Annotated in this window: 20 protein-coding genes; 17 read left to right on the top strand and 3 right to left on the bottom strand. The window is 62.4% G+C overall.

All coding sequences use genetic code 11. From position 1 onward, the window contains the following. Positions 1-8 precede the first annotated feature (8 nt). A complete protein-coding gene (locus tag AC1DVV_RS15345) occupies positions 9-794 on the bottom strand; it encodes a sulfite exporter TauE/SafE family protein (protein WP_477701979.1) in 786 nt (261 codons plus the stop codon). Positions 795-887: 93 nt separating this feature from the next. On the opposite strand from AC1DVV_RS15345, the gene AC1DVV_RS15350 reads away from it, so the two are divergent. Genes AC1DVV_RS15350 through AC1DVV_RS15360 form a run of 3 tightly spaced genes read left to right on the top strand, consistent with a single transcriptional unit; the run spans position 888 to position 2855 of the window. Beyond that, positions 888-1829 (top strand): LysR substrate-binding domain-containing protein, encoded by a 942-nt coding sequence (locus AC1DVV_RS15350; protein ID WP_477666484.1) that lies wholly within the window; start codon positions 888-890, stop codon positions 1827-1829. 4 nt (positions 1830-1833) lie between these two features. Beyond that, entirely contained in the window at positions 1834-2502 is a 669-nt protein-coding gene (locus AC1DVV_RS15355; protein WP_477701978.1) for an HD domain-containing protein, read from the top strand. Next, positions 2499-2855 (top strand): hypothetical protein, encoded by a 357-nt coding sequence (locus tag AC1DVV_RS15360; RefSeq protein ID WP_477666482.1) that lies wholly within the window; start codon positions 2499-2501, stop codon positions 2853-2855. The genes AC1DVV_RS15355 and AC1DVV_RS15360 overlap by 4 nt, the downstream gene beginning before the upstream one ends. A gap of 210 nt (positions 2856-3065) precedes the next feature. Here the strand turns inward: AC1DVV_RS15360 and AC1DVV_RS15365 are convergent, their stop codons facing one another. Next, a complete protein-coding gene (locus AC1DVV_RS15365; RefSeq protein ID WP_457281374.1) occupies positions 3066-3782 on the bottom strand; it encodes a Crp/Fnr family transcriptional regulator in 717 nt (238 codons plus the stop codon). A 160-nt stretch (positions 3783-3942) separates the two neighbouring features. Here AC1DVV_RS15365 and AC1DVV_RS15370 point away from each other — a divergent pair, with 160 nt between their 5' ends. The 10 genes from AC1DVV_RS15370 (at position 3943) to AC1DVV_RS15415 (ending at position 16604) form a co-directional block, all read left to right on the top strand. Continuing rightward, positions 3943-5142, top strand: a complete 1200-nt coding sequence (locus tag AC1DVV_RS15370) for an ABC transporter substrate-binding protein (RefSeq protein ID WP_457281375.1) — start codon at positions 3943-3945, stop codon at positions 5140-5142. Between the two features lie 147 nt (positions 5143-5289). Further along, positions 5290-7236: an AMP-dependent synthetase/ligase gene (locus AC1DVV_RS15375; protein ID WP_477666481.1), complete on the top strand. Its 1947-nt coding sequence runs from the start codon at positions 5290-5292 to the stop codon at positions 7234-7236. Positions 7237-7384: 148 nt separating this feature from the next. After that, entirely contained in the window at positions 7385-8167 is a 783-nt protein-coding gene (locus AC1DVV_RS15380) for an ABC transporter ATP-binding protein (RefSeq protein ID WP_457281377.1), read from the top strand. Between the two features lie 78 nt (positions 8168-8245). After that, entirely contained in the window at positions 8246-9175 is a 930-nt protein-coding gene (locus AC1DVV_RS15385; protein ID WP_457281378.1) for a branched-chain amino acid ABC transporter permease, read from the top strand. A 137-nt stretch (positions 9176-9312) separates the two neighbouring features. Next, the gene (locus tag AC1DVV_RS15390; protein WP_457281379.1) at positions 9313-10389 is read left to right on the top strand and encodes a branched-chain amino acid ABC transporter permease; all 1077 of its coding nucleotides are present in this window, start codon (positions 9313-9315) and stop codon (positions 10387-10389) included. A gap of 126 nt (positions 10390-10515) precedes the next feature. Then, positions 10516-11850, top strand: a complete 1335-nt coding sequence (locus AC1DVV_RS15395) for an ABC transporter substrate-binding protein (protein ID WP_457281380.1) — start codon at positions 10516-10518, stop codon at positions 11848-11850. 182 nt (positions 11851-12032) lie between these two features. Continuing rightward, positions 12033-12842 carry an ABC transporter ATP-binding protein gene (locus tag AC1DVV_RS15400; RefSeq protein WP_457281381.1) on the top strand — a complete coding sequence of 270 codons (810 nt, stop codon included), beginning with the start codon at positions 12033-12035 and terminating at the stop codon, positions 12840-12842. Positions 12843-12973: 131 nt separating this feature from the next. Next, positions 12974-14233 carry a phenylacetate--CoA ligase family protein gene (locus tag AC1DVV_RS15405; RefSeq protein WP_477701976.1) on the top strand — a complete coding sequence of 420 codons (1260 nt, stop codon included), beginning with the start codon at positions 12974-12976 and terminating at the stop codon, positions 14231-14233. Positions 14234-14423: 190 nt separating this feature from the next. Next, a complete protein-coding gene (locus AC1DVV_RS15410; protein ID WP_457281383.1) occupies positions 14424-15419 on the top strand; it encodes a tripartite tricarboxylate transporter substrate-binding protein in 996 nt (331 codons plus the stop codon). A 231-nt stretch (positions 15420-15650) separates the two neighbouring features. Beyond that, positions 15651-16604 carry a Bug family tripartite tricarboxylate transporter substrate binding protein gene (locus tag AC1DVV_RS15415; protein ID WP_457281653.1) on the top strand — a complete coding sequence of 318 codons (954 nt, stop codon included), beginning with the start codon at positions 15651-15653 and terminating at the stop codon, positions 16602-16604. 83 nt (positions 16605-16687) lie between these two features. Here the strand turns inward: AC1DVV_RS15415 and AC1DVV_RS15420 are convergent, their stop codons facing one another. Further along, positions 16688-16990, bottom strand: coding sequence for a DUF1840 domain-containing protein (locus AC1DVV_RS15420; protein ID WP_436156923.1), 303 nt, complete (start codon positions 16988-16990; stop codon positions 16688-16690). Between the two features lie 140 nt (positions 16991-17130). On the opposite strand from AC1DVV_RS15420, the gene AC1DVV_RS15425 reads away from it, so the two are divergent. The 4 genes from AC1DVV_RS15425 to AC1DVV_RS15440 all read left to right on the top strand — a co-directional run bounded on the left by AC1DVV_RS15425 (position 17131) and on the right by AC1DVV_RS15440 (position 21750). Beyond that, positions 17131-17880, top strand: a complete 750-nt coding sequence (locus AC1DVV_RS15425) for a 2OG-Fe dioxygenase family protein (RefSeq protein ID WP_457281384.1) — start codon at positions 17131-17133, stop codon at positions 17878-17880. Between the two features lie 156 nt (positions 17881-18036). Then, positions 18037-20373: a bifunctional salicylyl-CoA 5-hydroxylase/oxidoreductase gene (locus AC1DVV_RS15430; RefSeq protein ID WP_477701974.1), complete on the top strand. Its 2337-nt coding sequence runs from the start codon at positions 18037-18039 to the stop codon at positions 20371-20373. A 37-nt stretch (positions 20374-20410) separates the two neighbouring features. Then, positions 20411-20899 (top strand): MarR family winged helix-turn-helix transcriptional regulator, encoded by a 489-nt coding sequence (locus AC1DVV_RS15435; RefSeq protein ID WP_457281386.1) that lies wholly within the window; start codon positions 20411-20413, stop codon positions 20897-20899. Next, on the top strand, positions 20896-21750 hold the full coding sequence (locus AC1DVV_RS15440) for an enoyl-CoA hydratase family protein (RefSeq protein WP_477701973.1): 855 nt from the start codon (positions 20896-20898) through the stop codon (positions 21748-21750). The genes AC1DVV_RS15435 and AC1DVV_RS15440 overlap by 4 nt, the downstream gene beginning before the upstream one ends. Positions 21751-21765: the final 15 nt, after the last annotated feature.

Raw genomic sequence — 21765 nt, forward strand, 5'->3', positions numbered from 1 at the left:
CGGCGTGGCTATCGCATCGCGCTGCGGGTGACCATGTAAACGCCTATCAGCAGCAGACCGGTGAAAAACAGGCGCCTGAAACCCTTCTCGCCCACCCGCCCGCGCAGCTTCTGGCCGGCGACCATGCCCAACAAGGCAGCGGGCAATGGCAGCAGCAAACTCCAGCCACCCGGCATACTGCCCATGGCAAAAGAGCCCTCCATCACCAGGCGCAGAAAAAGTGCGCCGGTGGACACGGTAAAAGACAGGCCAAGCGCCTGCACCAGCTCGTCTTTCTTGAGCGATAAGGCCTGCAGGTAAGGCACGGCCGGAAAGACAAACACGCCGGTGGCCGAGGTGATGGCGCCGGTCGCCAGGCCGGCAGCGAAGGAAGAAACCCGCTCGCCGCGCGGCGTGACCACCAGCGGCAGCGCGCACAGCCCCAGCAGCGCATAAATGATCAGCGCGGCGCCCAGACCTGCCGAGGCGAGGTCCGCATCAAGGGTGACCAGGCTGACCGGTGCCCACAACGTTCCGGCGATCACGCCAGCCTGCAGCGGCCACAGGCGCCGCAACAGGCTTGCCAGCGCGGCGCCGTCCCACATCTGCCAGGCATTCGTCAGCAACGAAGGCAGGATCAGGATGACGGCTGCCTGCGCAGGCGGCATCACGCCGGCCAGCAAGCCCATGGAGAGCGTCGGCAACCCCAGGCCCACCACGCCCTTGACGAGGCCGGCCAGCAGGAATACGCCGGCGACGACGGCCATCAAGAGGGTGTCGTTCCCTGCGCTCACGAAGTTGTTCATCGAGTTCATGTCGCCGATTCTGCGCAGCGGCGCGTTTGCGCTCAAGCGGTAATATCCGTTCACAGCCTTCGCCGTTGCCGAAGGCTAAAACGCCTGCAGCCCATGCCCGCCACCCTTCGCTTTGACCTCATCGACCTTCGGCTGTTTCTGCACACCGTCGATACCGGCAGCATCACGGCGGGCAGCAAGCTTTCACACCTGGCGCTCGCCTCGGCCAGCGCACGCATACGCGGCATGGAAGACGCCCTGGGTGTGCCGCTGCTGGAACGCCTGCGCGCCGGCGTGAAGCCGACCAAGGCCGGCCTGGCCGTGGCCCACCATGCGCGGCTGGTGTTGCAGCAAATCGAGCGCATGCACGGCGAGATCGGCGACTATGCCGGCGGGCTGGCCGGCAAGGTGCGTTTGCTGTCGAACACCGCCGCCATCACCGACTACCTGCCGCAAGCACTCGCGGATTTCCTCAACACGCATCCGGCCATCGACGTCGACCTGGAGGAGCGCCCCAGCCACCTGATCGTGTCGCAGCTGCTGGGCCAGGCGGCCGACCTCGGCATCGTGGCAGACTCCGCCGACATCTCCAGCCTTGAATCAAAACCTTTCCGGCGCGACCGGCTGGTGCTGGTGGTTCCAGCCGGCAGCGGCTTCGGCCGCCAGCGCCAGATACCGTTCGGGCAAACATTGAGCCATGACTTCGTCGGCCTGGAGGAAGACAGCGCCCTGCAACAGCACCTGAACCTGCAGGCCGAGCGCCTGGGGCTGCGCATGCGCACCCGCATACGGCTTCGCAGCTTTGAGGCGGTCTGCCGCATGGTGGAGGCCGGGGTCGGTGTGGCCGTGGTGCCGGCCATCGCGGCCGAACGCCATGCGGAGGCAGGCAAGCTGCGCATCCTCAAGCTGACCGACACCTGGGCCGACCGGCAGTTGCTGATCTGCGCGCGCCGCTTTGACCAGCTGTCGCTGCCGGCGCTAAGACTGGTCGAGTCGCTGTGCGCGCCTGCCGCGCCGCCGGAGCGCTCACACGCGCACACAACACCCAAGCGATAAAGTCATGCCCATGCAAACCCCTGAACCCACAGACCTGCTGGCCAGATCCTGGCGGCTTTGCGCTGATGCCCTTGCCGTCCGGCCAATCGGGCGGGCGGTGTTCGACGGACTGGTGGCGCGCTACTCAGAGCCGCACCGCAAGTACCACACCGTGCAGCACCTGGGCGAATGCCTCTCGCATTTCGAAGGCGTCCGCGACCTGGCTGAACAGCCCGCAGAAGTCGAGATGGCACTGTGGTTCCATGATGCGATTTACGACACGCAGCGCCACGACAACGAGGAAAAAAGTGCCGACTGGGCTCGCGAGGTGCTGCTGGCGCACGGCACCGCCGAAGCCGCCGCGCAGCGCGTTCATGACCTGGTCATGGCCACCCGCCATACGGCGCTGCCGGACTCGCCCGACGAACAGCTGCTGGTCGATATCGACCTGTCCATCCTGGGCGCCGGCCCAGCCAGGTTTGCCGAATACGAGCAGCAGATCCGGGACGAATACGCTTTTGTACCCGCGGCCGTGTTCCGGCAAAAGCGGGGCGAAATCCTGCAGAGTTTCCTGGACCGGCCTGTGATCTACAGCACGGCGCATTTCCACGAAACACTGGAAGCGCGTGCGCGCGAGAACCTGCGCAAGGCGATTGCCGGCGCGACATCGGCAACCAGCCCTTCAGCACGATGAACATCTGCCCCCACTGCCGTCAGGCTGGAATCAAGATCTGGGAAAAACGTTTCTCCAGCCGCGGCAACCCCGCCACCTGCACCGTGTGCGGAGGGCTCTCGCATGTTCTGGCCAGCGCCGCCGGCGGCACATTTATCCTGACATCCGTCCTGTTGATGCTTGCCGTCCTTGCCGGTTTTTTGACCAGCTCATGGCTGGCCGGGTTGTCGGGTGGACTGCTGGCAGCGGCCTACAACCTGTGGGCATGGCAGCGCGAAGCGCTTTGGCCGATCCTCAAGGAAAACGCCCAGGCTGCAAACCGCGCCAATTGGGTGGTCGCCGCGGTTTCCATCTTTATTTCGTTTCTTTCCTGAGGGACGGTGCCCCCACCTGTCGCACCATAACGCTATCAATTTCATAGCTGCCAGCGCATATCCTGATTGGTCCGAAGGCACTTTTGACATCAAAAAAATGTCGGGCACCACACGCCAAGTGCCAAAGATGGCTTCCCAGGATAGTTTTCTCTCTACAAATTGCTATTAATTCAATAGCTGCTTGCGCTTTCCCCCATTGGCCTGCAGCCATTATTTGCTTGAAAAAACACTGGACCGCAGGGCGCCCAGGTCCAGCACGCGCAGGCCGCCGTATTCGATGCGGATGAGGCCCTGGGCCTGCAAGGCATTGAGCGCCTCGTTCACGCGCTGGCGTGACAAACCCACCAGGTAAGCCAGTTCCTGCTGCGTGATGCGCAGGATTTCGCCCACACCCGGATACAGCACCGGGTTGAACAGCGAGGCCAGGCTGCGCGCCACACGGATGTCGGGGTTGTTCATGCGGTCGATCTCGCGCGCGGCGATGAACTGACCGAGCCGCTCATTGAGCTGGTTCATCACAAAGCGGTTAAAGCCGATGGAGTGGTCCAGCAGCCAGTGGAAGGTTTCAACGGGCAGGCCCGCCACCACGCTTTTGCGCAGCGCCTGGATGTTGTAGCGGTAGGGCTCGCGCTTGAGCGCCGTGCCTTCACCGAACCAGCCGCCGGGCGGCACGCCGGTGAACGTCATGGTCATGCCCTGCTCGTTGTCGCTGCTCATCTTGAGCAGGCCTTCGACCACGCCAAACCAGTAGGTCACCGGCTTGCCCACACGGCACACATAGTCGCCCGGCGCGGCGTCGCCTACCTGCAGCCCCGCCAGCGCACGTGCCCTTTCTTCAGGCTGCAGCAAGGGCAGCCAGGGAATGCCGCGCAGCTCGTCGGGCGTGGGGTTCCTGCGGCGCTGGTGAAGAGGCGGTTCAGTGGACATGGCTCACAGCATTCGGGTGAAAGTCAGTGAAAGGTCAGGGAAAGTCCGGGGCGGGCGCAACCCTTGGATTGTCGTCGGATAGACATTTCATTGCCAATCCAAAGCATAGCATCGGCCCCGCTGAGACAGCAAACCAACAACGAAAGCCAGGAGACCCGCCATGACCGAAAACCGCACACCTTCGCCGACCGATTCATTTCCTGCAGGCATCGACCCGCAGCGCACCCGCCTGACACGCCGCCGCATGCTGGGCGCACTCGCCGCCGTGCCCGCCGCACTTTACGGGCCGGCGCGCGCTCAGGACACCGGCCCGGTGCACATCGCGCAATCCATCGCGCTGAGCGGGCCGCTGGGCGAGCTGGGCCAAGCCATGCACCAGGGTGCAAAAGCCTGCTTTGCCAGCATCAACGCCAAGGGCGGCGTGAACGGCCGGCTGATCGAACTCACCGTGGCCGACGACGGCTACGACGTCAAACGCGCGCTGACCAATGTGAAAGGCTTCATCGACGACAAAAGCAATTTCGCGCTCTTCAATTGCATGGGGACACCCATGATCGAAGCCATGCTGCCTCAGGTGATGGAGTCGGGCATGCCTTTCTTCGCACCGTTTTCCGGTGCGCTGTCGGCACGGCCGGCCAATGCGCGCAATGTGTTCAACATCCGCGCGAGTTACGCCGACGAAGCCGAGCAGCTGGTGCAGCACCTGGCAACCATCGGGATCCGGCGCATCGCGATCGTCTACCAGAACAACTCCTTTGGGAAAGAAGTCTTCGACGCCACCCAGCGCTCCATGGCCAAACACAAGCTGGAAGCGACCGCGATTGTCACGGTGGAAAACAACTCTTCGGATACCGGCCCGGCAGCGGTAAAAATTGCGGGCTCCAACCCGGAAGCCGTGCTGGTGGGCCTGGCCGGCAAGCCGACCATCGACTTCGTGAAAGCGATACGCGTGCAGCGCAAGGGACTGCCGCTTTATGCGCTGTCCATCATGGGCGCAGCCGCCACACTCAAGGCTATGGGTGACGACGCCACCGGCATTGCCGTGTCTCAAGTCGTGCCCTTGCCGGGCAATACCGTGGTGCCTATGGTGCGCGAATTCCAGCAGGCCTGGAAAGCCGCGGGCGTGACGCTGGAGCCTTCACACCTGGCGCTGGAGGGTTACATCAATGCCCGCGTGTTTGCCGAGGCGCTGCGGCGTGCAGGCAAAAACCCCACGCGCGCCGGCTTCATCGACGGCACCTGGAATTTGAAGCGCTATGACCTGGGCGGCTTTGAAGTGAGCTTCAGCGACTCGGCCCGCAATGCCTCACGCTTTGTGGAACTCACCATGGTTTCGCGCGACGGGCGCTTTATCCGATAAACCGCGCCGACCCCGGGCACACCCCAGTAGGACTTACCCGGAAATTGTCGTCGCAATGACACCGTAACGTCAAAGCCGGTCCTACTATTCATTGCATACCAGCGGCTTTCAACGAGAAGCCGCACAAGAACGGAGACAAGAAAGCGAATGCAGACCACGTTCCCACGATTGCTGCTCAAACATGCGGCCGAACGCCCCGGCGCCGCCGCCATGCGCGAAAAAGAGTACGGCATCTGGCAGGCGCACAGCTGGGCCGGCATGGCGCAGCTGGTGGAGCGCATCGCCTGCGGCCTGCATGAAGCCGGGCTGCAGCGTGGCGAGCACATGGTCATCATCGGCGCCAACCGGCCGCGCCTGTACGCCACCATGCTGGCCGCGCAGTCGCTGGGCGCCATACCCATTCCGCTTTACCAGGACGCCGTGGGCGCCGAGTGTGTCTTTCCCATCAACAATGCCGACGTACGTTTTGCGCTGGTGGAAGACCAGGAGCAGGTGGACAAGCTGCTGGAGATACGCAGCCAGTGCCCGCAACTGGACCAGATCATTTATGACGACCCGCGCGGCCTGCGCAACTATGCCGAGGCTGGCCTGCAATCGCTGGACGCCTTGCTGGAAAAGGGCGAAGCCTTTGCCGCGAAACAACCCGGCTTCTTCAAGAGCGAAGTCGAAAAATCCCGGCCGGATGATGTGGCCGCGATGTTTTTCACCTCGGGCACCACGGGCAATCCCAAGGGCGTGGTCCATACCCACAACACCCTGCTGGACCGCGCCAAGGCCGGCGCCGACTTCGACAAACTCACCTCCGGCGAGGAAGTGCTGGCGTACTTGCCACCCGCGTGGGTCGGCCAGAACATCTTCAGCTATGCGCAGTGGCTGGCCTGCGGCTATGTGGTGAATTGCCCCGAGAGCGCGAGCACCGTGATGATCGACCTGAAAGAAGTCGGCCCGACCTACTACTTTGCGCCACCGCGGATTTTCGAAAGCCTGCTGACCACCGTGATGATCCGCATGGAAGACGCGGGCCGCATCAAACGCGGCATGTTCAACTATTTCATGGGCGTGGCCAAACGCGCCGGCCCCGCATTGATGGACGGGAAGCCGGTGGGCGGGCTTGACCGCCTGCTATATGCACTGGGCAGCGTGATGGTCTATGGCCCGCTGCGCAATACGCTGGGTTTTTCGCGCGTTCGCGTGGCCTACACCGCGGGTGAAGCGATTGGACCGGACCTCTTTACCTTCTACCGCTCCATCGGCATCAACCTGAAACAGCTGTATGGCTCGACCGAGACCGCCGTGTTTGTGTGCCTGCAGCCGGACAACGAAGCACGCGCCGATACGGTAGGGGTGCCGATCAGCGGCGTGCAGATCAAGGTGGCCGACAACGGGGAAATCCTGGTGAAGTCCGCCGGCCTGCTCAAGGAATATTACAAAAATCCCACGGCGACGGCCGAGGTGCTGAGCGCCGACGGCTGGTATCACACCAGCGACGCGGGCTTTATCGATGCCGCCGGCCACCTCAAGATCATCGACCGCGTGAAAGACGTGGGCCGCATCAAGGGTGGCACCAACGACGGTGCCATGTTCGCGCCCAAGTACGTGGAAAACAAGCTCAAATTCTTCCCGCACATCAAGGAAGTCGTGGCCTACGGCGACGGCCGCGAAAAAGTCTGCGTGATGATCAACATCGACTTCGACGCCGTGGGCAACTGGGCCGAACGCCGCAATCTGCCTTACGCCGGCTACACCGACCTGGCGCAAAAGCCCGAGGTTTACCAGCTCATCAAGGAGTGCGTCGAAAAAGTCAACGCCGACCTCAGCGTGGACGCCCTGCTGGCCGGCTCACAGGTCAGCCGCTTCCTGGTGCTGCACAAGGAGCTGGACGCCGACGACGGCGAACTCACACGGACGAACAAGGTGCGGCGCGGCTTCATTGCCGAGAAGTACCAGCCGCTGATCGATGCGCTTTATGGCGGCAAGACCGAACAGTTCATTGAAACCGTCGTGAAGTTTGAAGACGGCCGATCAGGCAGCGTCAGTGCGACGCTGAAGATCAGCGACACACAGACTTTTGCGCCAATAAAGGCGGCAGCATGAACAACAAGCAACAGCAAGTCCCCCAGATACCAGCTCGAGCCGCGGAACCGGCTTTGCCGGGCCGCAGGCGGGCGGCCCCCTCGGGGGGCAGCGTAGTACACGCAGTGACAAGCGTGGGGGCAAAGTTTGCACCCGTGAAGGCAGCAGCATGACTAAAAAGATCGGTGACGTCATCCTTGACGTCAACAACATCAGCCTGAGTTTTGGCGGGGTCAAGGCCCTCTCGGATATTTCCTTCAATGTGAAAGAGCATGAAATCCGCGCCATCATCGGACCCAACGGCGCCGGCAAAAGCTCCATGCTCAACTGCATCAACGGCGTTTATGCGCCGCAGCAGGGCTCCATCACCTTTCGCGGCCAGACCTTCAAGCATATGAACAGCCACCAGGTGGCCGTCATGGGCGTGGCGCGCACTTTCCAGAATCTGGCGCTCTTCAAGGGCATGAGCGTGCTCGACAACATCATGTCGGGCCGCAACCTCAAGATCAAAAGCAACCTGCTGCTGCAGGCGCTGCGCATAGGCCCCGCCGAAAAAGAAGAAATCATGCACCGCGAGGCAGTGGAAAAAATCATCGACTTCCTGGAAATCCAGGCCTACCGCAAGACGCCCGTCGGGCAACTGCCCTACGGCCTGCAAAAACGCGTTGACCTAGGCCGTGCGCTGGCGATGGAGCCGCAAGTCCTGCTGCTCGACGAACCCATGGCCGGCATGAACGTGGAAGAAAAGCAGGACATGTGCCGCTTTGTGCTCGACGTGAACGACGAGTTCGGCACCACCGTCGTGCTGATCGAGCACGACATGGGCGTGGTGATGGACATCTCCGACCGCGTCGTGGTGCTCGACTACGGCAAAAAAATCGGCGATGGCACTCCCGACGAAGTACGCAACAACGAAGACGTGATCCGGGCCTACCTCGGCACCAGCCACTGACATGGACGAGAACACCAAGATGAAACCACAGCGTTCCCCGCAACCCACGATGTCCCCATCCAGCGAAGGGAGCCAGTGATGGGTTCATTTTTAGAGACGATTATTGGCGGCCTGATGTCGGGCATGCTGTATTCGCTGGTCGCATTGGGCTTTGTGCTGATCTACAAAGCCTCGGGTGTCTTCAATTTCGCCCAGGGCGCGATGGTGCTGTTCGCGGCGCTGGCCATGGCGCGTTTTTCCGAGTGGATTCCGCAGTGGACGGGACTGGACAGCAAGTTCATCAACAATGCATTGGCCTTTGCAGTCGCGCTGGCCATCATGGTCGTGGTGGCCTGGTTGATTGAAAAGCTGGTGCTCAGCAAACTCGTGAACCAGGAAGGCGTCGCGCTGCTGATGGCGACGTTGGGCATTTCGTATTTCCTGGACGGCTTCGGCCAGACCATCTTTGGCTCCAGCATTTACAAGATTGACGTGGGCATGCCCAAGGATCCGATGTTCCTGCTGGAAGGTGTCTTCCAGGGTGGCCTGCTGGTGAACCAGGAAGACCTGGTCGCCGCGCTGATCGCCACCGCCCTGGTGGCGGCACTGGCCGCCTTCTTCCAGTACACGAGTACAGGCCGGGCCTTGCGCGCCGTAGCCGACGACCACCAGGCCGCGCAATCCATCGGCATTCCGCTCAACCGCATCTGGGTCATCGTCTGGAGCGTGGCGGGCTTCGTGGCCCTGGTGTCCGGCGTCATCTGGGGCAGCAAGCTGGGCGTGCAGTTTTCGCTGTCGGTGCTGGCGCTCAAGGCGCTGCCGCTGGTGATTTTGGGTGGCCTGACTTCGGTGCCTGGCGCGATTGTGGGTGGGCTGATTCTGGGCGTTGGCGAGAAACTGGCCGAAGTCTTTCTCGGCCCTTACGTCGGCGGTGGTATCGAGATCTGGTTTGCGTATGTACTTGCGCTGTGTGTCTTGCTGGTCCGGCCTCAGGGCTTGTTCGGCGAAAAAATCATCGATCGCGTATAGACATGAAGCCCCCACGCTTGTCACTTCGAGCCTTCGGCGCGCTGCCCCTTACATGTGAATTGGGGCCGATGCGCCTACGGCGCGGCAAAGCCCAGCGCACAACTTCTTTTATTGCGATCTAACGGCGGCTCACCTTTATGTTTTACAGAGAAAACGGCCAGTTCAAAACCAACTACCGGGCTGACCAGCAGATCTTCCCAATCCTGCAGGACCGGATCGCCATCGGCTTGCTGTTGGCGTTCGCCTTCGTTGTCGTGCCATTGTTGGCCAGCGACTACCTGTTCCGCGCCATCCTGATTCCCTTCCTGATCTTTTCGCTGGCAGCCGTTGGGGTGAACATCCTGGTCGGCTATTGCGGACAGATCTCGCTGGGCTCGGGTGCCTTTATGGCGGTGGGGGCCTATGGCGCCTACAATTTCTTTGTGCGTATTCCCGGCATGCCGCTGATTCCAGCACTGATCCTGGGCGGCTTGTGTGCCATGCTGTTCGGCATCCTGTTCGGGCTGCCCAGCCTGCGCGTGAAAGGCCTGTACCTGGCGGTGACCACGCTGGCCGCGCAGTTCTTCAGCGACTGGATGTTTTTGCGCATCAAGTGGTTCACGATGGACACGCCTTCGGGTTCGGTGTCGGTCTCCAACCTGCAGGTGTTTGGACTGCCCATCGAAAGCGCGCTGAGCAAATACCTGTTTTGCCTGGCCATCGTGGTGGTGATCACCCTGCTGGCCAAAAACCTGGTGCGCAGCGCGATCGGCCGCGAGTGGATGGCCATTCGCGACATGGACGTGGCAGCCGCCGTGATCGGCATTCGCCCGATGTACGCCAAGCTCAGCGCCTTTGCAGTCAGCTCTTTCATCATCGGCATCGCTGGCGGCCTGTGGGCCTTTATTTACCTGGGCGCCTGGGAGCCTGCCGCCTTTTCAGTGGACTACTCCTTCCGCCTGCTGTTCATGGTGATCATCGGCGGCATGGGCGCCATCATGGGCAGCTTCTTCGGCGCGGCCTTCATCGTGGTGCTGCCGATTGTGCTGAGCCAGCTGCTGCCGGTGCTTGCCGGCTGGCTGGGTATATCGATCTCCACGGCGGGCATCTCGCACGCGGAACTGATGATTTTTGGTGGGTTGATCGTGTGGTTTTTGATTGTCGAGCCGCATGGGCTGGCCAAGCTGTGGGCCGTTGGAAAGCAGAAATTACGGCTATGGCCATTCCCCCACTGAGCGCTCCGATACGCCAGGCCTAGGGTTAAGAATTACTCGAAATCACCAATGCGCAATGGATTGTTAGGTCGTTTACTGAGGTGTCAGTTTTTTTCGCGGTGTTTATAAATTTTCCAGGAGACAACAATGAAGATTCGTAACGTGATGTTGGCGGTGGCAATCCTCGCCACCGGCGCTTCGTCCCTCGTGGCGACCAGCGCATTCGCACAGGCCAAAGAGCAATTCTTTCCGGTGCTGTCTTACCGCACCGGGCCTTACGCGCCCAACGGCGTGCCCTGGGCCAACGGCTATGTGGACTACCTCAAGCTGGTCAATGCCCGCGGCGGCATCAATGGCGTGAAGATCTCGTTTGAAGAGTGCGAAACCGGCTACGACACCGCGCGCAGTGTCGAATGCTACGAACGCCTGAAAGGCAAGAACGGCGGCGCCACGCTGGTGCAACCGCTGTCTACCGGTGCGACGTTTGCCATCACAGAAAAAGCCCCCGTCGACAAAATTCCGGTGGTGACCGTGGGCTATGGCCGCAGCGAGAGCGCAGACGGCTCCATCTTCAAATGGAACTTCCCGATTGCCGGCACCTACTGGGTCGCCGCCGACGCCATCCTCCAGGCCATCGCCAAGAAGGAAGGCGGCTTCGACAAGCTCAAGGGCAAACGCATTGCGCTGGTCTATCACGACTCGCCGTTCGGCAAAGAACCCATTCCGCTGATGCAGGAACGCGCCGCCATGCACGGCTTCACGCTGCAGCTGCTGCCCGTCACCGCGCCCGGTGTCGAGCAAAAAGCCACCTGGCTGCAGGTTCGCCAGTCGCGCCCAGACTACGTTGCACTGTGGGGCTGGGGCATCATGAACACCACCGCCATCAAGGAAGCGCAAGCCACCGGCTACCCACGCGAGAAGATGTACGGCGTGTGGTGGGCCGGCGCAGAGCCTGACGTGAAAGACGTGGCTGAAGGCGCCAAGGGCTACAACGCCGTGACCATGCAGCACGGCGCCGAGCCGAATTCCAAGCTGGCCAAAGACATGCTGACCCTGGTGCACGGCAAAGGCCAGGGCACAGGCCCCAAGGAAGAAGTCGGCCAGGTGCTTTACATGCGTGGCGCCATGAGCGCGATGCTGGGCGTGGAAGGTTTGCGCGCCGCGCAAGACCGTTTCGGCAAGGGAAAAATCATGACCGGCGAGCAAGTGCGCTGGGGCCTGGAAAACCTGAACCTGACGCAGGCCAAGCTGGATGCGCTGGGCTTTGCCGGCGTGATGCGGCCTATCAGCACCTCGTGCACCGACCACATGGGTTCGGCATGGGCGCGCATCCATACCTGGGACGGAAAGGAATGGAAATTTACCTCCGACTGGCTGCAGGCTGATGAGCAGGTGATCAAGCCCCTGGTCAAGTCCACCGCCGCCAAGTACGCCACCGAGAAAAAGCTGACGGCGCGCACACCCGCTGACTGCCAAAGCTAGGCTCCCCCCGTGGCGGCGCTCTGCGCCGCCTCCCCCTCAAGGGGCGGCACTGGTGGACCGGCAAAGCCGGATCCACGGTGCCCTTGCCTTGAAATCCTTCCGCCAGGCGGGAGGGGTGCGGCTCTCGCGAGCCGCCAATTGGAAGGCCTGCACGCAGGTCTTCCAATTGGTCAGGAAAAAATATGGACACACCTAACATCGTTCTCAATGTCAACGGCATCGAGGTTATCTACAACCACGTGATCCTGGTGCTCAAGGGCGTCTCGCTGCAAGTCCCGCAGGGCCGCATCGTGGCCATCCTGGGCGGCAACGGCGCGGGCAAGACCACCACACTGCGCGCGATTTCCAATCTGCTCAGGGGTGAGCGCGGCGAAGTCACCAAAGGCTCCATTGAGCTGCGCGGCGAGCGCATTGAAAACCTCTCGCCGGCCGACCTGGTGCAACGCGGCGTGGTGCAGGTGATGGAAGGGCGGCACTGCTTTGCCCACCTGACCATCGAGGAAAACCTGCTGACCGGCGCCTACACGCGCAGCAGCAAGGCCGAAGTGGCGGCCAACCTGGAGAAGGTCTACAACTATTTCCCGCGCCTGAAAACCCGGCGCACCTCGCAGGCGGCTTATACGTCTGGCGGTGAGCAGCAGATGTGCGCCATCGGCCGTGCGCTCATGGCCAGCCCTTCCATGGTGCTGCTGGACGAGCCCTCCATGGGCCTGGCGCCGCAGATCGTCGAAGAAGTCTTCAACATCGTGAAGGACCTGAACCAGAAGGAGCAGGTCACCTTCCTGCTGGCCGAGCAGAACACCAACATGGCACTCAAATATGCCGACTACGGCTACATCATGGAAAGCGGCCGCGTGGTGATGGATGGCGCGGCCAGCGACTTGGCCAATAACGAGGATGTCAAGGAGTTCTACCTTGGCGTGGGCGGCGGCGAGCGCAAGAGCTTCAAGGATGTGAAGAGCTACAAGCGCCGCAAACGGTGGCTGGCCTGAATGGCCCCCACGCTTGTCACTTCGTGTACTGCGCTGCCCCCCGAGGGGGCCGCTGCGCCTGCGGCCCGGCTAAGCCGGTTCCGCGGCCCCGGCTGGTTTAAGACCTCTCCTTGCCCAGGTTTTCTCCAAATATGACCACACATTACGACTCACTGGAAGTGCGAAGCCCTGCGGAACGCGAGGCGGCGCTGCTGACCGCCTTGCCGCAGCAGATTGCCCATGCCAAGACCCGGGCCCCCGCATTCACAGCCATCCTTAAAGACGTTGACGCCCAGGCCATCACATCACGTGCGGAACTGGCGCAATTGCCCGTCACGCGCAAGCATGAGTTGCTTGAGCGCCAGCAGGCCGAGCGCGCGCCCGGTGGCAGTGGCAATGCATTTGGCGGTTTCAGCGCCTTGCGCTACGGCGCGCATATGCCCCATGTTTTTGCCAGCCCTGGCACCATTTACGAGCCCGGCGGCAAGCGCAAGGACTACTGGCGCATGGCTAGGGCCTTGTATGCCGCCGGCTTTCGCGCCGGCCAGCTGATTCACAACAGTTTCAGCTACCACTTTGTGCCGGCGGGCTCCATGATGGAAACCGGCGCGCATGCCCTCGGTTGCACCGTGTTCCCGGGCGGCACCGGCCAGACGGAGCAGCAGGTACACGCCATGGCGGAACTCAGGCCGGCCGGCTACATCGGCACACCAAGCTTCCTGAAAATCATCATGGAGAAGGCCGCCGAAATGAAGGTGGAACTGCCGACCGTGACGCGGGCACTGGTTTCAGGCGAGGCGTTTCCCCCCAGCCTGCGCGACTGGCTGGGTGAGCGCGGCATTGCGGGCTACCAGTGCTATGCCTCGGCCGACCTGGGCCTGATTGCCTATGAAACCGAAGCGCGGGAAGGCCTGGTGCTGGATGAGGGCGTGATCGTGGAAATCGTGCGCCCTGGAACGGGTGACCCGGTGGCTGAGGGCGAAGTGGGAGAGCTGGTGGTGACCACCCTCAATCCCGGCTATCCGCTGATTCGCTTTGGTACGGGCGACCTTTCCGCCATCCTGGCGGGCACCTGCCCCACGGGACGCACCAATGCGCGCATCAAGGGCTGGATGGGACGAGCCGACCAGACCGTCAAGGTCCGCGGGATGTTTGTACACCCCGGACAGGTCGCCGATATCGCCCGGCGCTTTCCGGAAGTGATCAAGGCCAGGCTGGTCGTCAGCGGAGAGATGGCGAGCGACAACATGCATTTCCAGGTAGAAACCGCTTCCGCCCCGGATGGCCTGGAACAGCGTATCGGCGACGCCATCCGTGACGTCACCAAACTGCGTGGAACGGTCCAGCTAATGGCCCCGGGAAGTCTCCCCAACGACGGAAAGGTTATTGAGGATGCACGTAGTTACAAGTAGAGCCCCCAGCTTGTCGCTGCGCCTGCGGTCTGGCGAAGCCAGTCCCGCAGCCCCTGCTGGCCTGAACTCCCAAAGCCCGGGGTTGCGCGCTGCCCGCAAAGCGACCGGGGGCTAGCCCTTACGTAGTTCCCGCGATGTTTGCGCAGTAAGCGGACCGTAAACTTGGCGCGTTCATCACAAGGAGACGCTCATGAAACGCCTGTTAGTCCTCGCCGCTGCTGCAACGGCCATGTTTGCAGCCCACGCGCAAGCCCCCGCCTTCCCCGGCTCCAAGCCAGTCACTCTGGTGGTCCCATTCGCGGCCGGCGGCCCAACCGACCGTGTGGCACGCGACCTGGCCGAAGCCATGCGCAAAGCCATGGGCGGCAGTGCCAACTTCGTGGTGGAAAACGTCAACGGCGCCGGCGGCACCATCGGTGCGGCCAAGGTAGCCCGCGCAACACCCGATGGCCACACCCTGCTGGTGCACCACATCGGCATGGCGGCTGCGCCGGCCTTGTACCGCAAGCTGCCCTACAAGGTGCTGGACGACTTCGAGTTCCTGGGCATGATCAACGAAGTACCGATGACCATCATCGGCAAACCGCAGCTACCGGCCAACAACTACCGCGATTTCGAGAACTACATTCGCGCCAATGCCGGCAAACTCAACATCGCCCATGCCGGCCTGGGTTCCGCATCGCACCTCTGTGGCCTGATGTGGCAGGCAGCCATCAACGCCAAGGACGCGATGACCACCATCCCCTTCGGCGGTACAGCACCAGCCATGAATGCACTGGTGGGCGGACAGGTCGACATGATGTGTGACCAGACCACCAACACCACCGGCCAGATTGAAGCCGGCCGCGTCAAGGCGTTTGCGGTCACGACCGCCAAACCGCTGAAGAACAACAAGCTGCTCAAGGACTACCCGACGCTGCAGGAAATGGGCCTCAAAAACTTCGACCTGACGATCTGGCATGGCATGTACGCCCCCAAGGGAACGCCGCCGGCCGTGATGACCCAGCTCAACAACGCCCTGAAAGTGGCGCTCAAAGACCCCGACTTCATCAAGAAGCAGGAAGGCCTTGGCGCCGTGGTGGTGACCGACAAGCGCGTCGAACCTGCCGCCCACAAGGCTTTTGTATCGGCCGAGATCAACAAGCTCAAGCCCGTGATCGACGCCGCCGGCAAGTTCGCCGACTGATCCGTTGACCGTTTGATTGCCAGCCGCCCGGTTCACGCCGGGCGGCTTTTCTTTTTTTGGGTGGCTGGGTTGAAACCCTCTTGAAGCATGGACCCACGCACGCTATCTTCATGTGACCCCCGGCCGCGCCGGCCATCCCTGGAGCCCCTCTTGAACAACAACAGCAAGCCCTTTCTTTCCCGTCGCTACGGCGCTTTCCTGGCCACCGCGCTGACCGCCGTCGCCACCTTTATGGCCACGCCCTCCGCCTGGGCGCAAAGCGCCAGCTGGCCCACCAGGCCCGTCAAAATCGTCGTGCCCTTCGCGCCAGGCGGCACCACCGACATCCTGGCCCGCGCCATGGCACCTGAACTCTCCAAGGCATTCGGCCAGCCCTTTGTGGTTGAGAACCGTGCCGGTGCCGGCGGCAACATTGGCGCAGACGTGGTCGCCAAATCCACACCTGACGGCTACACCCTGCTGATGGGCACCGTGGGCACGCATGGCATCAACAAGTCGCTGTACAGCAAGATGGCCTACGACCCGCAAAAGGACTTCGCGCCCATCACGCTGGTCGCGGGCGTACCCAACGTGATGGTGGTGAATACCGAAAAGGCGAAAGCCGCCGGCATCAACAATGTCACGGACTTCATACGCGCGGCCAAAGCCAAGCCCGGCACTTTCAACATGGCCTCCAGCGGCAACGGCACGTCCATCCACCTGGCGGGTGAACTGTTCAAGACCATGAGCGGCACTTACATGACCCATTTCCCCTATAGCGGCTCCGGCCCGGCACTGCTGGCGCTTGTGGGTGGCGACATGGATGTGATGTTCGACAACCTGCCGTCTTCCATGCAGCTCATCAAGTCCGGCAAGCTCAAAGCCCTGGCCGTGACGAGCTCAGAACGCTCAGCCGCCCTGCCTGACGTCCCCACCATAGAACAGGCCGGCGGCCCGGCCATGAAAGGTTTCGACGCGAGCTCCTGGTTCGGCCTGCTTGCCCCCGCCGGCACGCCGCCCGACATCGTGAATCGCATCCAGCAGGAAACCGCCAAGGCGCTGGGCACGCCTGCGATGAAAGAAAAACTGCTGGCCCAGGGTGCGATTCCGAGCGGCAATACGCCGGCACAGTTCACGGCTTTTATTAACGCCGAACACAAGAAGTGGGCGCAGGTGGTGAAGGCTTCGGGGGCGAAGGTGGACTGAGTGCATATCAACTCACCACGCAAAAAGCCCTGTCACCAGGGCTTTTTTAATATGGCTCGGCGCGACCGCTGGCCCTGCTGAGCCTAAACGCCCCAAACCACCTCATGCCCCGACTTCAGGTTGCGCTGCAGCATGTCAATAAAAGGCACGGCGCGCTGGCGCAGGCCCAGGCCGTCGCCTGGGACGACGCCGTCTTCGGCATTGGCGTCGTGGGCTTCTTCATGCGCGATCGCTGCCTGCAGGGCGGCTATCGCGGCGGGCATTTGCTCGGGCAGGATGATGCCTTTGGGGGCGGGGTCTTTGCCGATGATTTCGAGGACCTTGCGGCCGTTGGCTTCGAGCATGATCACATCGCCGGCGTCTTTTGATTTGAATTTGTAAAGCATGGATGCTCCTCTAGTTGGACAGACAGGCCATTATGGAAAGTTTTCGGACGCGTGTATGTAGGCAGGTTTCACCTGTTGCGGCCTCGGGGTTCCGGCTGCGGCCGCCGGGCCGGCCGCGCGGCTCAAGCAAAATAGGGCCCATGTTCAATATCGCCACTGTCCCCAAGTCGGCTCGCCAGGCTCTCAGCCAGGATGGGCTGAGCCTGCTCAACCCTGCCGAGCTGACGGCCACGCTGGAACTGCCGACGCCGGCATGGACATCAGGCTGGCAGGCGCTGACAGACTCCTGGAACCGCTTGCCGCCTGACGCCCATCTGAAGGACGGCGGCCACTACCGCAAGCGCCGCCATTCCTGCTTCGTCCAGGAACTGGCCACAGGCACGCTCACGCAAACCCCGCATCGCGCCCACTGGCAACCCACCGATTACAACGCCCTGCACGGCGGCTTCGAGCGCTGGTTCGACCCGGTCGAGCCAGCGGTAGCTACAGCCCAGGCGTGGACGGACCTGCTGGCCAACCTGGGCAAGCTGTTTGCGCAAGTACAGCCCGCCGGGCGCTGGCATATTGAAGCGCACCAGTTCCGCATCGACACCGCGGGCGGCGTAGGCCGGCCCACGCCGGAAGGCGCACACCGCGACGGCGTGGACTTTGTGGTGGTGATGATGGTGGGGCGCCACGGCGTGAAGGGCGGCGAGACCCGGGTGTTTGACGCCAACGGCCCGCACGGCGTGCGTTTTGTGATGCAGGAGCCGCTGACAGCGCTGCTGCTGGACGACGCACGGGTGATTCACGAAACCACGCCCATACTGCCGGCAGACGATCGGACCGGCGGCGGTTTTCGGGATACGCTGGTGCTCACTTACCGGGCAGCCGGCTTTCAGGCACCCTGATATGCGGTTGGTGCGGCAGCCGTAAATACCGGCATCCCTCTGCCGGTGCGGTAACACCCGTTTTCCGGTGTTGCGGAAAACACCGGAAAACCCGCTTGACGGATTTAGTTTAAACCTAAACAATTAAGGTCAAATTAATCCAGAGAGTACGCATTCATGCACATTCTTTGCCTGGGCGGTGGTCCCGCAGGCTTGTATTTCGCCCTGCTGATGAAGCTGCAAAACCCGGCGCATCAGGTGACGGTGGTCGAGCGCAACAGGCCTTTTGACACCTTCGGCTGGGGCGTGGTGCTGTCGGACCAGACGCTGGGCAACCTGCGCCTGGCCGACCCGGTCAGCGCGCAACTGATCGGCGACGCTTTCAACCACTGGGATGACGTGGAGGTGTTTTTCAAGGGGCGCTCGGTGCGCTCCGGCGGCCACGGTTTTTGCGGCATCGGCCGCAAGCGTCTGCTCAACATCCTGCAGGAGCGCTGCATCGCGCTAGGCGTGGACCTGGTGTTCGAAACCGACGTGCAGGACGACCAGGCTATCGCTGCGCAATACAACGCCGACGTGGTGATCGCCAGCGACGGTCTGAACAGCCGCATCCGCAACCGGTATGCGGAGACCTTCAAGCCCGACGTGGAGCTGCGCGCCTGCCGTTTTGTCTGGCTGGGCACGCACAAGACGTTCGACGCCTTCACCTTTGCCTTCGAGCAGACTGAGCATGGCTGGTTCGCCGCGCATGCCTACAAGTTTGACGAGAACACTTCGACCTTTATCGTCGAGACACCCGAGGCCGTGTGGAAGGCGCACGGCCTGGACCAGATGAGCCAGGAAGACGGCATCGCATTTTGTGAACGTCTGTTTGCCAAATACCTGGACGGCAACCCGCTGATGAACAACGCGACGCACGTGCGCGGCTCGGCCATCTGGATACGTTTCCCGCGTGTGGTATGCGAGCGATGGGTACATGAGGTCGCCATCAATGGCAAGCAGGTGCCGATTGTGTTGATGGGCGATGCGGCGCACACGGCGCATTTCTCGATTGGCAGCGGGACCAAGCTGGCACTGGAAGACGCGATTGAGCTGACCAACTGCTTTGCCCAGCACGGTGATGCCACCGCGGCGCTGCAGGCTTATGAAGCGCTGCGCTCGGTCGAGGTGCTGAAGATACAAAACGCGGCGCGCAACTCGACCGAGTGGTTCGAGAATGTGGACCGCTACAGCGGCATGGAAGCCGAGCAGTTCTTTTATTCGCTGCTCACACGCTCGCAGCGCATCAGCCACGAGAACCTGCGTGTGCGCGATGCCGCCTGGCTGCAGGGCTATGAGCAATGGTTGGCTAAAAGCAGCGCACCGCATGCGCCGCCGCCCATGCTGCTGCCTTTGAAGACCCGCGAACTGAATCTGAAGAACCGCATCGTCGTTTCTCCCATGGCTACCTACAGCGCGGTAGACGGCGTGCCGCAGGACTTCCATCTGGTGCACCTTGGCGCACGCGCGCTGGGCGGCGCTGCACTGGTGTTTGTGGAAATGACCGCGCCATGCGCAGAGGGCCGCATCACCCCCGGCTGCCCGGGCCTCTGGAACGAGACGCAAGCCAAGGCGTTCAAACGCATCGTGGATTTTGTGCACGCCTCGGGCGCTGGCGCCAGGATTGGCATGCAGCTCGGCCACAGCGGCCCCAAGGGCTCGACACAAGTCGGCTGGGAGCAACCCGATGAGCCGCTCGCCACCGGCAACTGGCCGCTGCTGGCGGCCAGCGCCGTGGCTTACGGCCCCACCAACCAGGTGCCGAAAGCCATGACGCGCGCCGACATGGACCGCGTCAAGGCGGAGTTCGTGCAGTCCACGCATTACGCAGCCGAAGCGGGCTTTGACTGGCTGGAACTGCATTGCGCGCACGGCTACCTGCTGTCGAGCTTTATCACGCCGCTGACCAACCAGCGCACGGACGACTACGGCGGCAGCCTGGAAAACCGCTGCCGCTTTCCGCTGGAAGTGTTTGCCGCCATGCGTGAAGTGTGGCCGGCGCATCTGCCGATGAGCGTGCGCATTTCGGCGCACGACTGGGCGCCGGGCGGTAACACGGCGGATGACGCTGTGGCCATCGCCCGGATGTTCAAGTCAGCAGGGTGCGACTTCATCGACGTCTCGTCGGGCCAGACCACGCGCGCGGCCAGGCCGGTTTACGGCCGCATGTACCAGACGCCGTTTGCCGACCGCATCCGCAACGAGGTGGGCATAAAGACCATCGCCGTGGGCGCGATCTCGGAAGTCGACCATGTCAACAGCATCATCGCCGCCGGCCGTGCCGACCTGTGCGCCATTGCCCGGCCGCACCTGGCTGACCCCGCCTGGACGCTGCACGAGGCCGCCAGGCTGCAAAGCCGGCATGTGGACTGGCCTCTGCCCTACCTGAGCGGGCGCGACCAGCTCTACCGTGAACTCTCAAAGAAAAAAGAGCTTGTAGCCCAGGAAGAACGGGCGCAAGCAGCTATCAAATAGATAGCGCCAACGAATTACACCATCAAGGAGACAAGCCATGGACATGGAAGCAAGAGGGCACAGCGAACACCCCGAGGCCTTGCGGCTCTGGCTGCGCATGCTGACCTGCACGCAGCTGGTCGAGAAGCAGGTGCGTACCCAATTGCGCGAGCAGTTCGACACCACCTTGCCGCGCTTTGACCTGATGGCGCAACTTGAGCGCAGCCCGGAAGGGCTGAAGATGAACGAGCTGTCGCGCCGCATGATGGTGACCGGCGGCAACGTGACGGGCATTACCGACCAGCTGGTGAACGAAGGACTGGTGGAGCGTGTGGACGTGGAGGGCGACCGCCGGGCCTACCGCGTGCGCCTGACCCCCCGAGGACGAAAGCTGTTCGACGAAATGGCAAACGAGCATGAAGCCTGGATCGTCGCGGCCTTTGAGGCTTTGTCACCACGCGAGGTGGAGTCCCTGCACAAACTGCTGGGCAAGGTCAAGCAACACCACAACGCCCTGCTGGCTGACAGCAAACTGGAAACGACATGAAGCACTACATCAAGCTGGGTAACCCCATGCACGCGCAGTTCGATGCGCTGGCCCATCACCAGGCCGAACACTTCGCCTATTCGTTCGACGCAGGCGTGGCAACGCTGACCCTCAATCGCCCCGAGCGCAAGAACCCGCTGACGTTTGACTCCTACGCAGAGCTGCGCGACCTGTTTCGCACGCTGAACAGCGCGACTGACGTGAAGACCGTGGTCATCACCGGCGCCGGCGGCAACTTCTGCTCGGGCGGCGATGTGCACGAGATCATCGGGCCGCTTACCAAGATGACCATGCCCGAGTTGCTGGAGTTCACGCGCATGACGGGCGACCTGATCAAGGCCATGCGCCTGTGCCCGCAGCCCATCATTGCGGCAATTGACGGCATTTGCGCCGGCGCCGGTGCCATGATGGCGCTGGCCGCCGACATGCGGCTGGGCACGGCCCAGGCCAAGACGGCGTTCCTCTTCACGCGCGTCGGCCTGGCCGGTGCCGACATGGGCGCCTGCGCGTTGCTGCCGCGCCTGATCGGACAGGGGCGGGCATCGGAACTGCTGTTTACCGGCAGATCCATGAGCGCGCAGGAAGGCTTGCAGTGGGGCTTCTTCAACGCGCTGCACGAGCCGCAAGATGTGCTGGCGCAGGCGCAAAAGCTGGCGCAAGAGCTGGCCGACGGCCCGACCTTTGCGCACGGCATGACCAAAACCATGCTGCACCAGGAATGGGCCATGACGCTGGACCAGGCCATAGAAGCCGAAGCGCAGGCCCAGGCCATCTGCATGCAGACGCAAGACTTCACACGGGCGTACGAGGCCTTTTCAGCCAAACAGAAACCAGTGTTCCGCGGCGACTGAGCGCGGCAGGACGAC

Source organism: Polaromonas sp. P3_B4, from assembly GCF_056402835.1.

Coding starts and splice junctions, on each gene's coding strand:
- AC1DVV_RS15425 (WP_457281384.1), top strand. CDS start 17,131: ATGTTCAATATCGCCACTGTCCCCAAGTCGGCTCGCCAGGCTCTCAGC.
- AC1DVV_RS15420 (WP_436156923.1), bottom strand. CDS start 16,990: ATGCTTTACAAATTCAAATCAAAAGACGCCGGCGATGTGATCATGCTC.
- AC1DVV_RS15375 (WP_477666481.1), top strand. CDS start 5,290: ATGCAGACCACGTTCCCACGATTGCTGCTCAAACATGCGGCCGAACGC.
- AC1DVV_RS15415 (WP_457281653.1), top strand. CDS start 15,651: ATGGCCACGCCCTCCGCCTGGGCGCAAAGCGCCAGCTGGCCCACCAGG.
- AC1DVV_RS15410 (WP_457281383.1), top strand. CDS start 14,424: ATGAAACGCCTGTTAGTCCTCGCCGCTGCTGCAACGGCCATGTTTGCA.
- AC1DVV_RS15380 (WP_457281377.1), top strand. CDS start 7,385: ATGACTAAAAAGATCGGTGACGTCATCCTTGACGTCAACAACATCAGC.
- AC1DVV_RS15365 (WP_457281374.1), bottom strand. CDS start 3,782: ATGTCCACTGAACCGCCTCTTCACCAGCGCCGCAGGAACCCCACGCCC.
- AC1DVV_RS15350 (WP_477666484.1), top strand. CDS start 888: ATGCCCGCCACCCTTCGCTTTGACCTCATCGACCTTCGGCTGTTTCTG.
- AC1DVV_RS15435 (WP_457281386.1), top strand. CDS start 20,411: ATGGACATGGAAGCAAGAGGGCACAGCGAACACCCCGAGGCCTTGCGG.
- AC1DVV_RS15430 (WP_477701974.1), top strand. CDS start 18,037: ATGCACATTCTTTGCCTGGGCGGTGGTCCCGCAGGCTTGTATTTCGCC.
- AC1DVV_RS15360 (WP_477666482.1), top strand. CDS start 2,499: ATGAACATCTGCCCCCACTGCCGTCAGGCTGGAATCAAGATCTGGGAA.
- AC1DVV_RS15370 (WP_457281375.1), top strand. CDS start 3,943: ATGACCGAAAACCGCACACCTTCGCCGACCGATTCATTTCCTGCAGGC.
- AC1DVV_RS15390 (WP_457281379.1), top strand. CDS start 9,313: ATGTTTTACAGAGAAAACGGCCAGTTCAAAACCAACTACCGGGCTGAC.
- AC1DVV_RS15385 (WP_457281378.1), top strand. CDS start 8,246: ATGGGTTCATTTTTAGAGACGATTATTGGCGGCCTGATGTCGGGCATG.
- AC1DVV_RS15440 (WP_477701973.1), top strand. CDS start 20,896: ATGAAGCACTACATCAAGCTGGGTAACCCCATGCACGCGCAGTTCGAT.
- AC1DVV_RS15355 (WP_477701978.1), top strand. CDS start 1,834: ATGCCCATGCAAACCCCTGAACCCACAGACCTGCTGGCCAGATCCTGG.
- AC1DVV_RS15345 (WP_477701979.1), bottom strand. CDS start 794: ATGAACTCGATGAACAACTTCGTGAGCGCAGGGAACGACACCCTCTTG.
- AC1DVV_RS15405 (WP_477701976.1), top strand. CDS start 12,974: ATGACCACACATTACGACTCACTGGAAGTGCGAAGCCCTGCGGAACGC.
- AC1DVV_RS15395 (WP_457281380.1), top strand. CDS start 10,516: ATGAAGATTCGTAACGTGATGTTGGCGGTGGCAATCCTCGCCACCGGC.
- AC1DVV_RS15400 (WP_457281381.1), top strand. CDS start 12,033: ATGGACACACCTAACATCGTTCTCAATGTCAACGGCATCGAGGTTATC.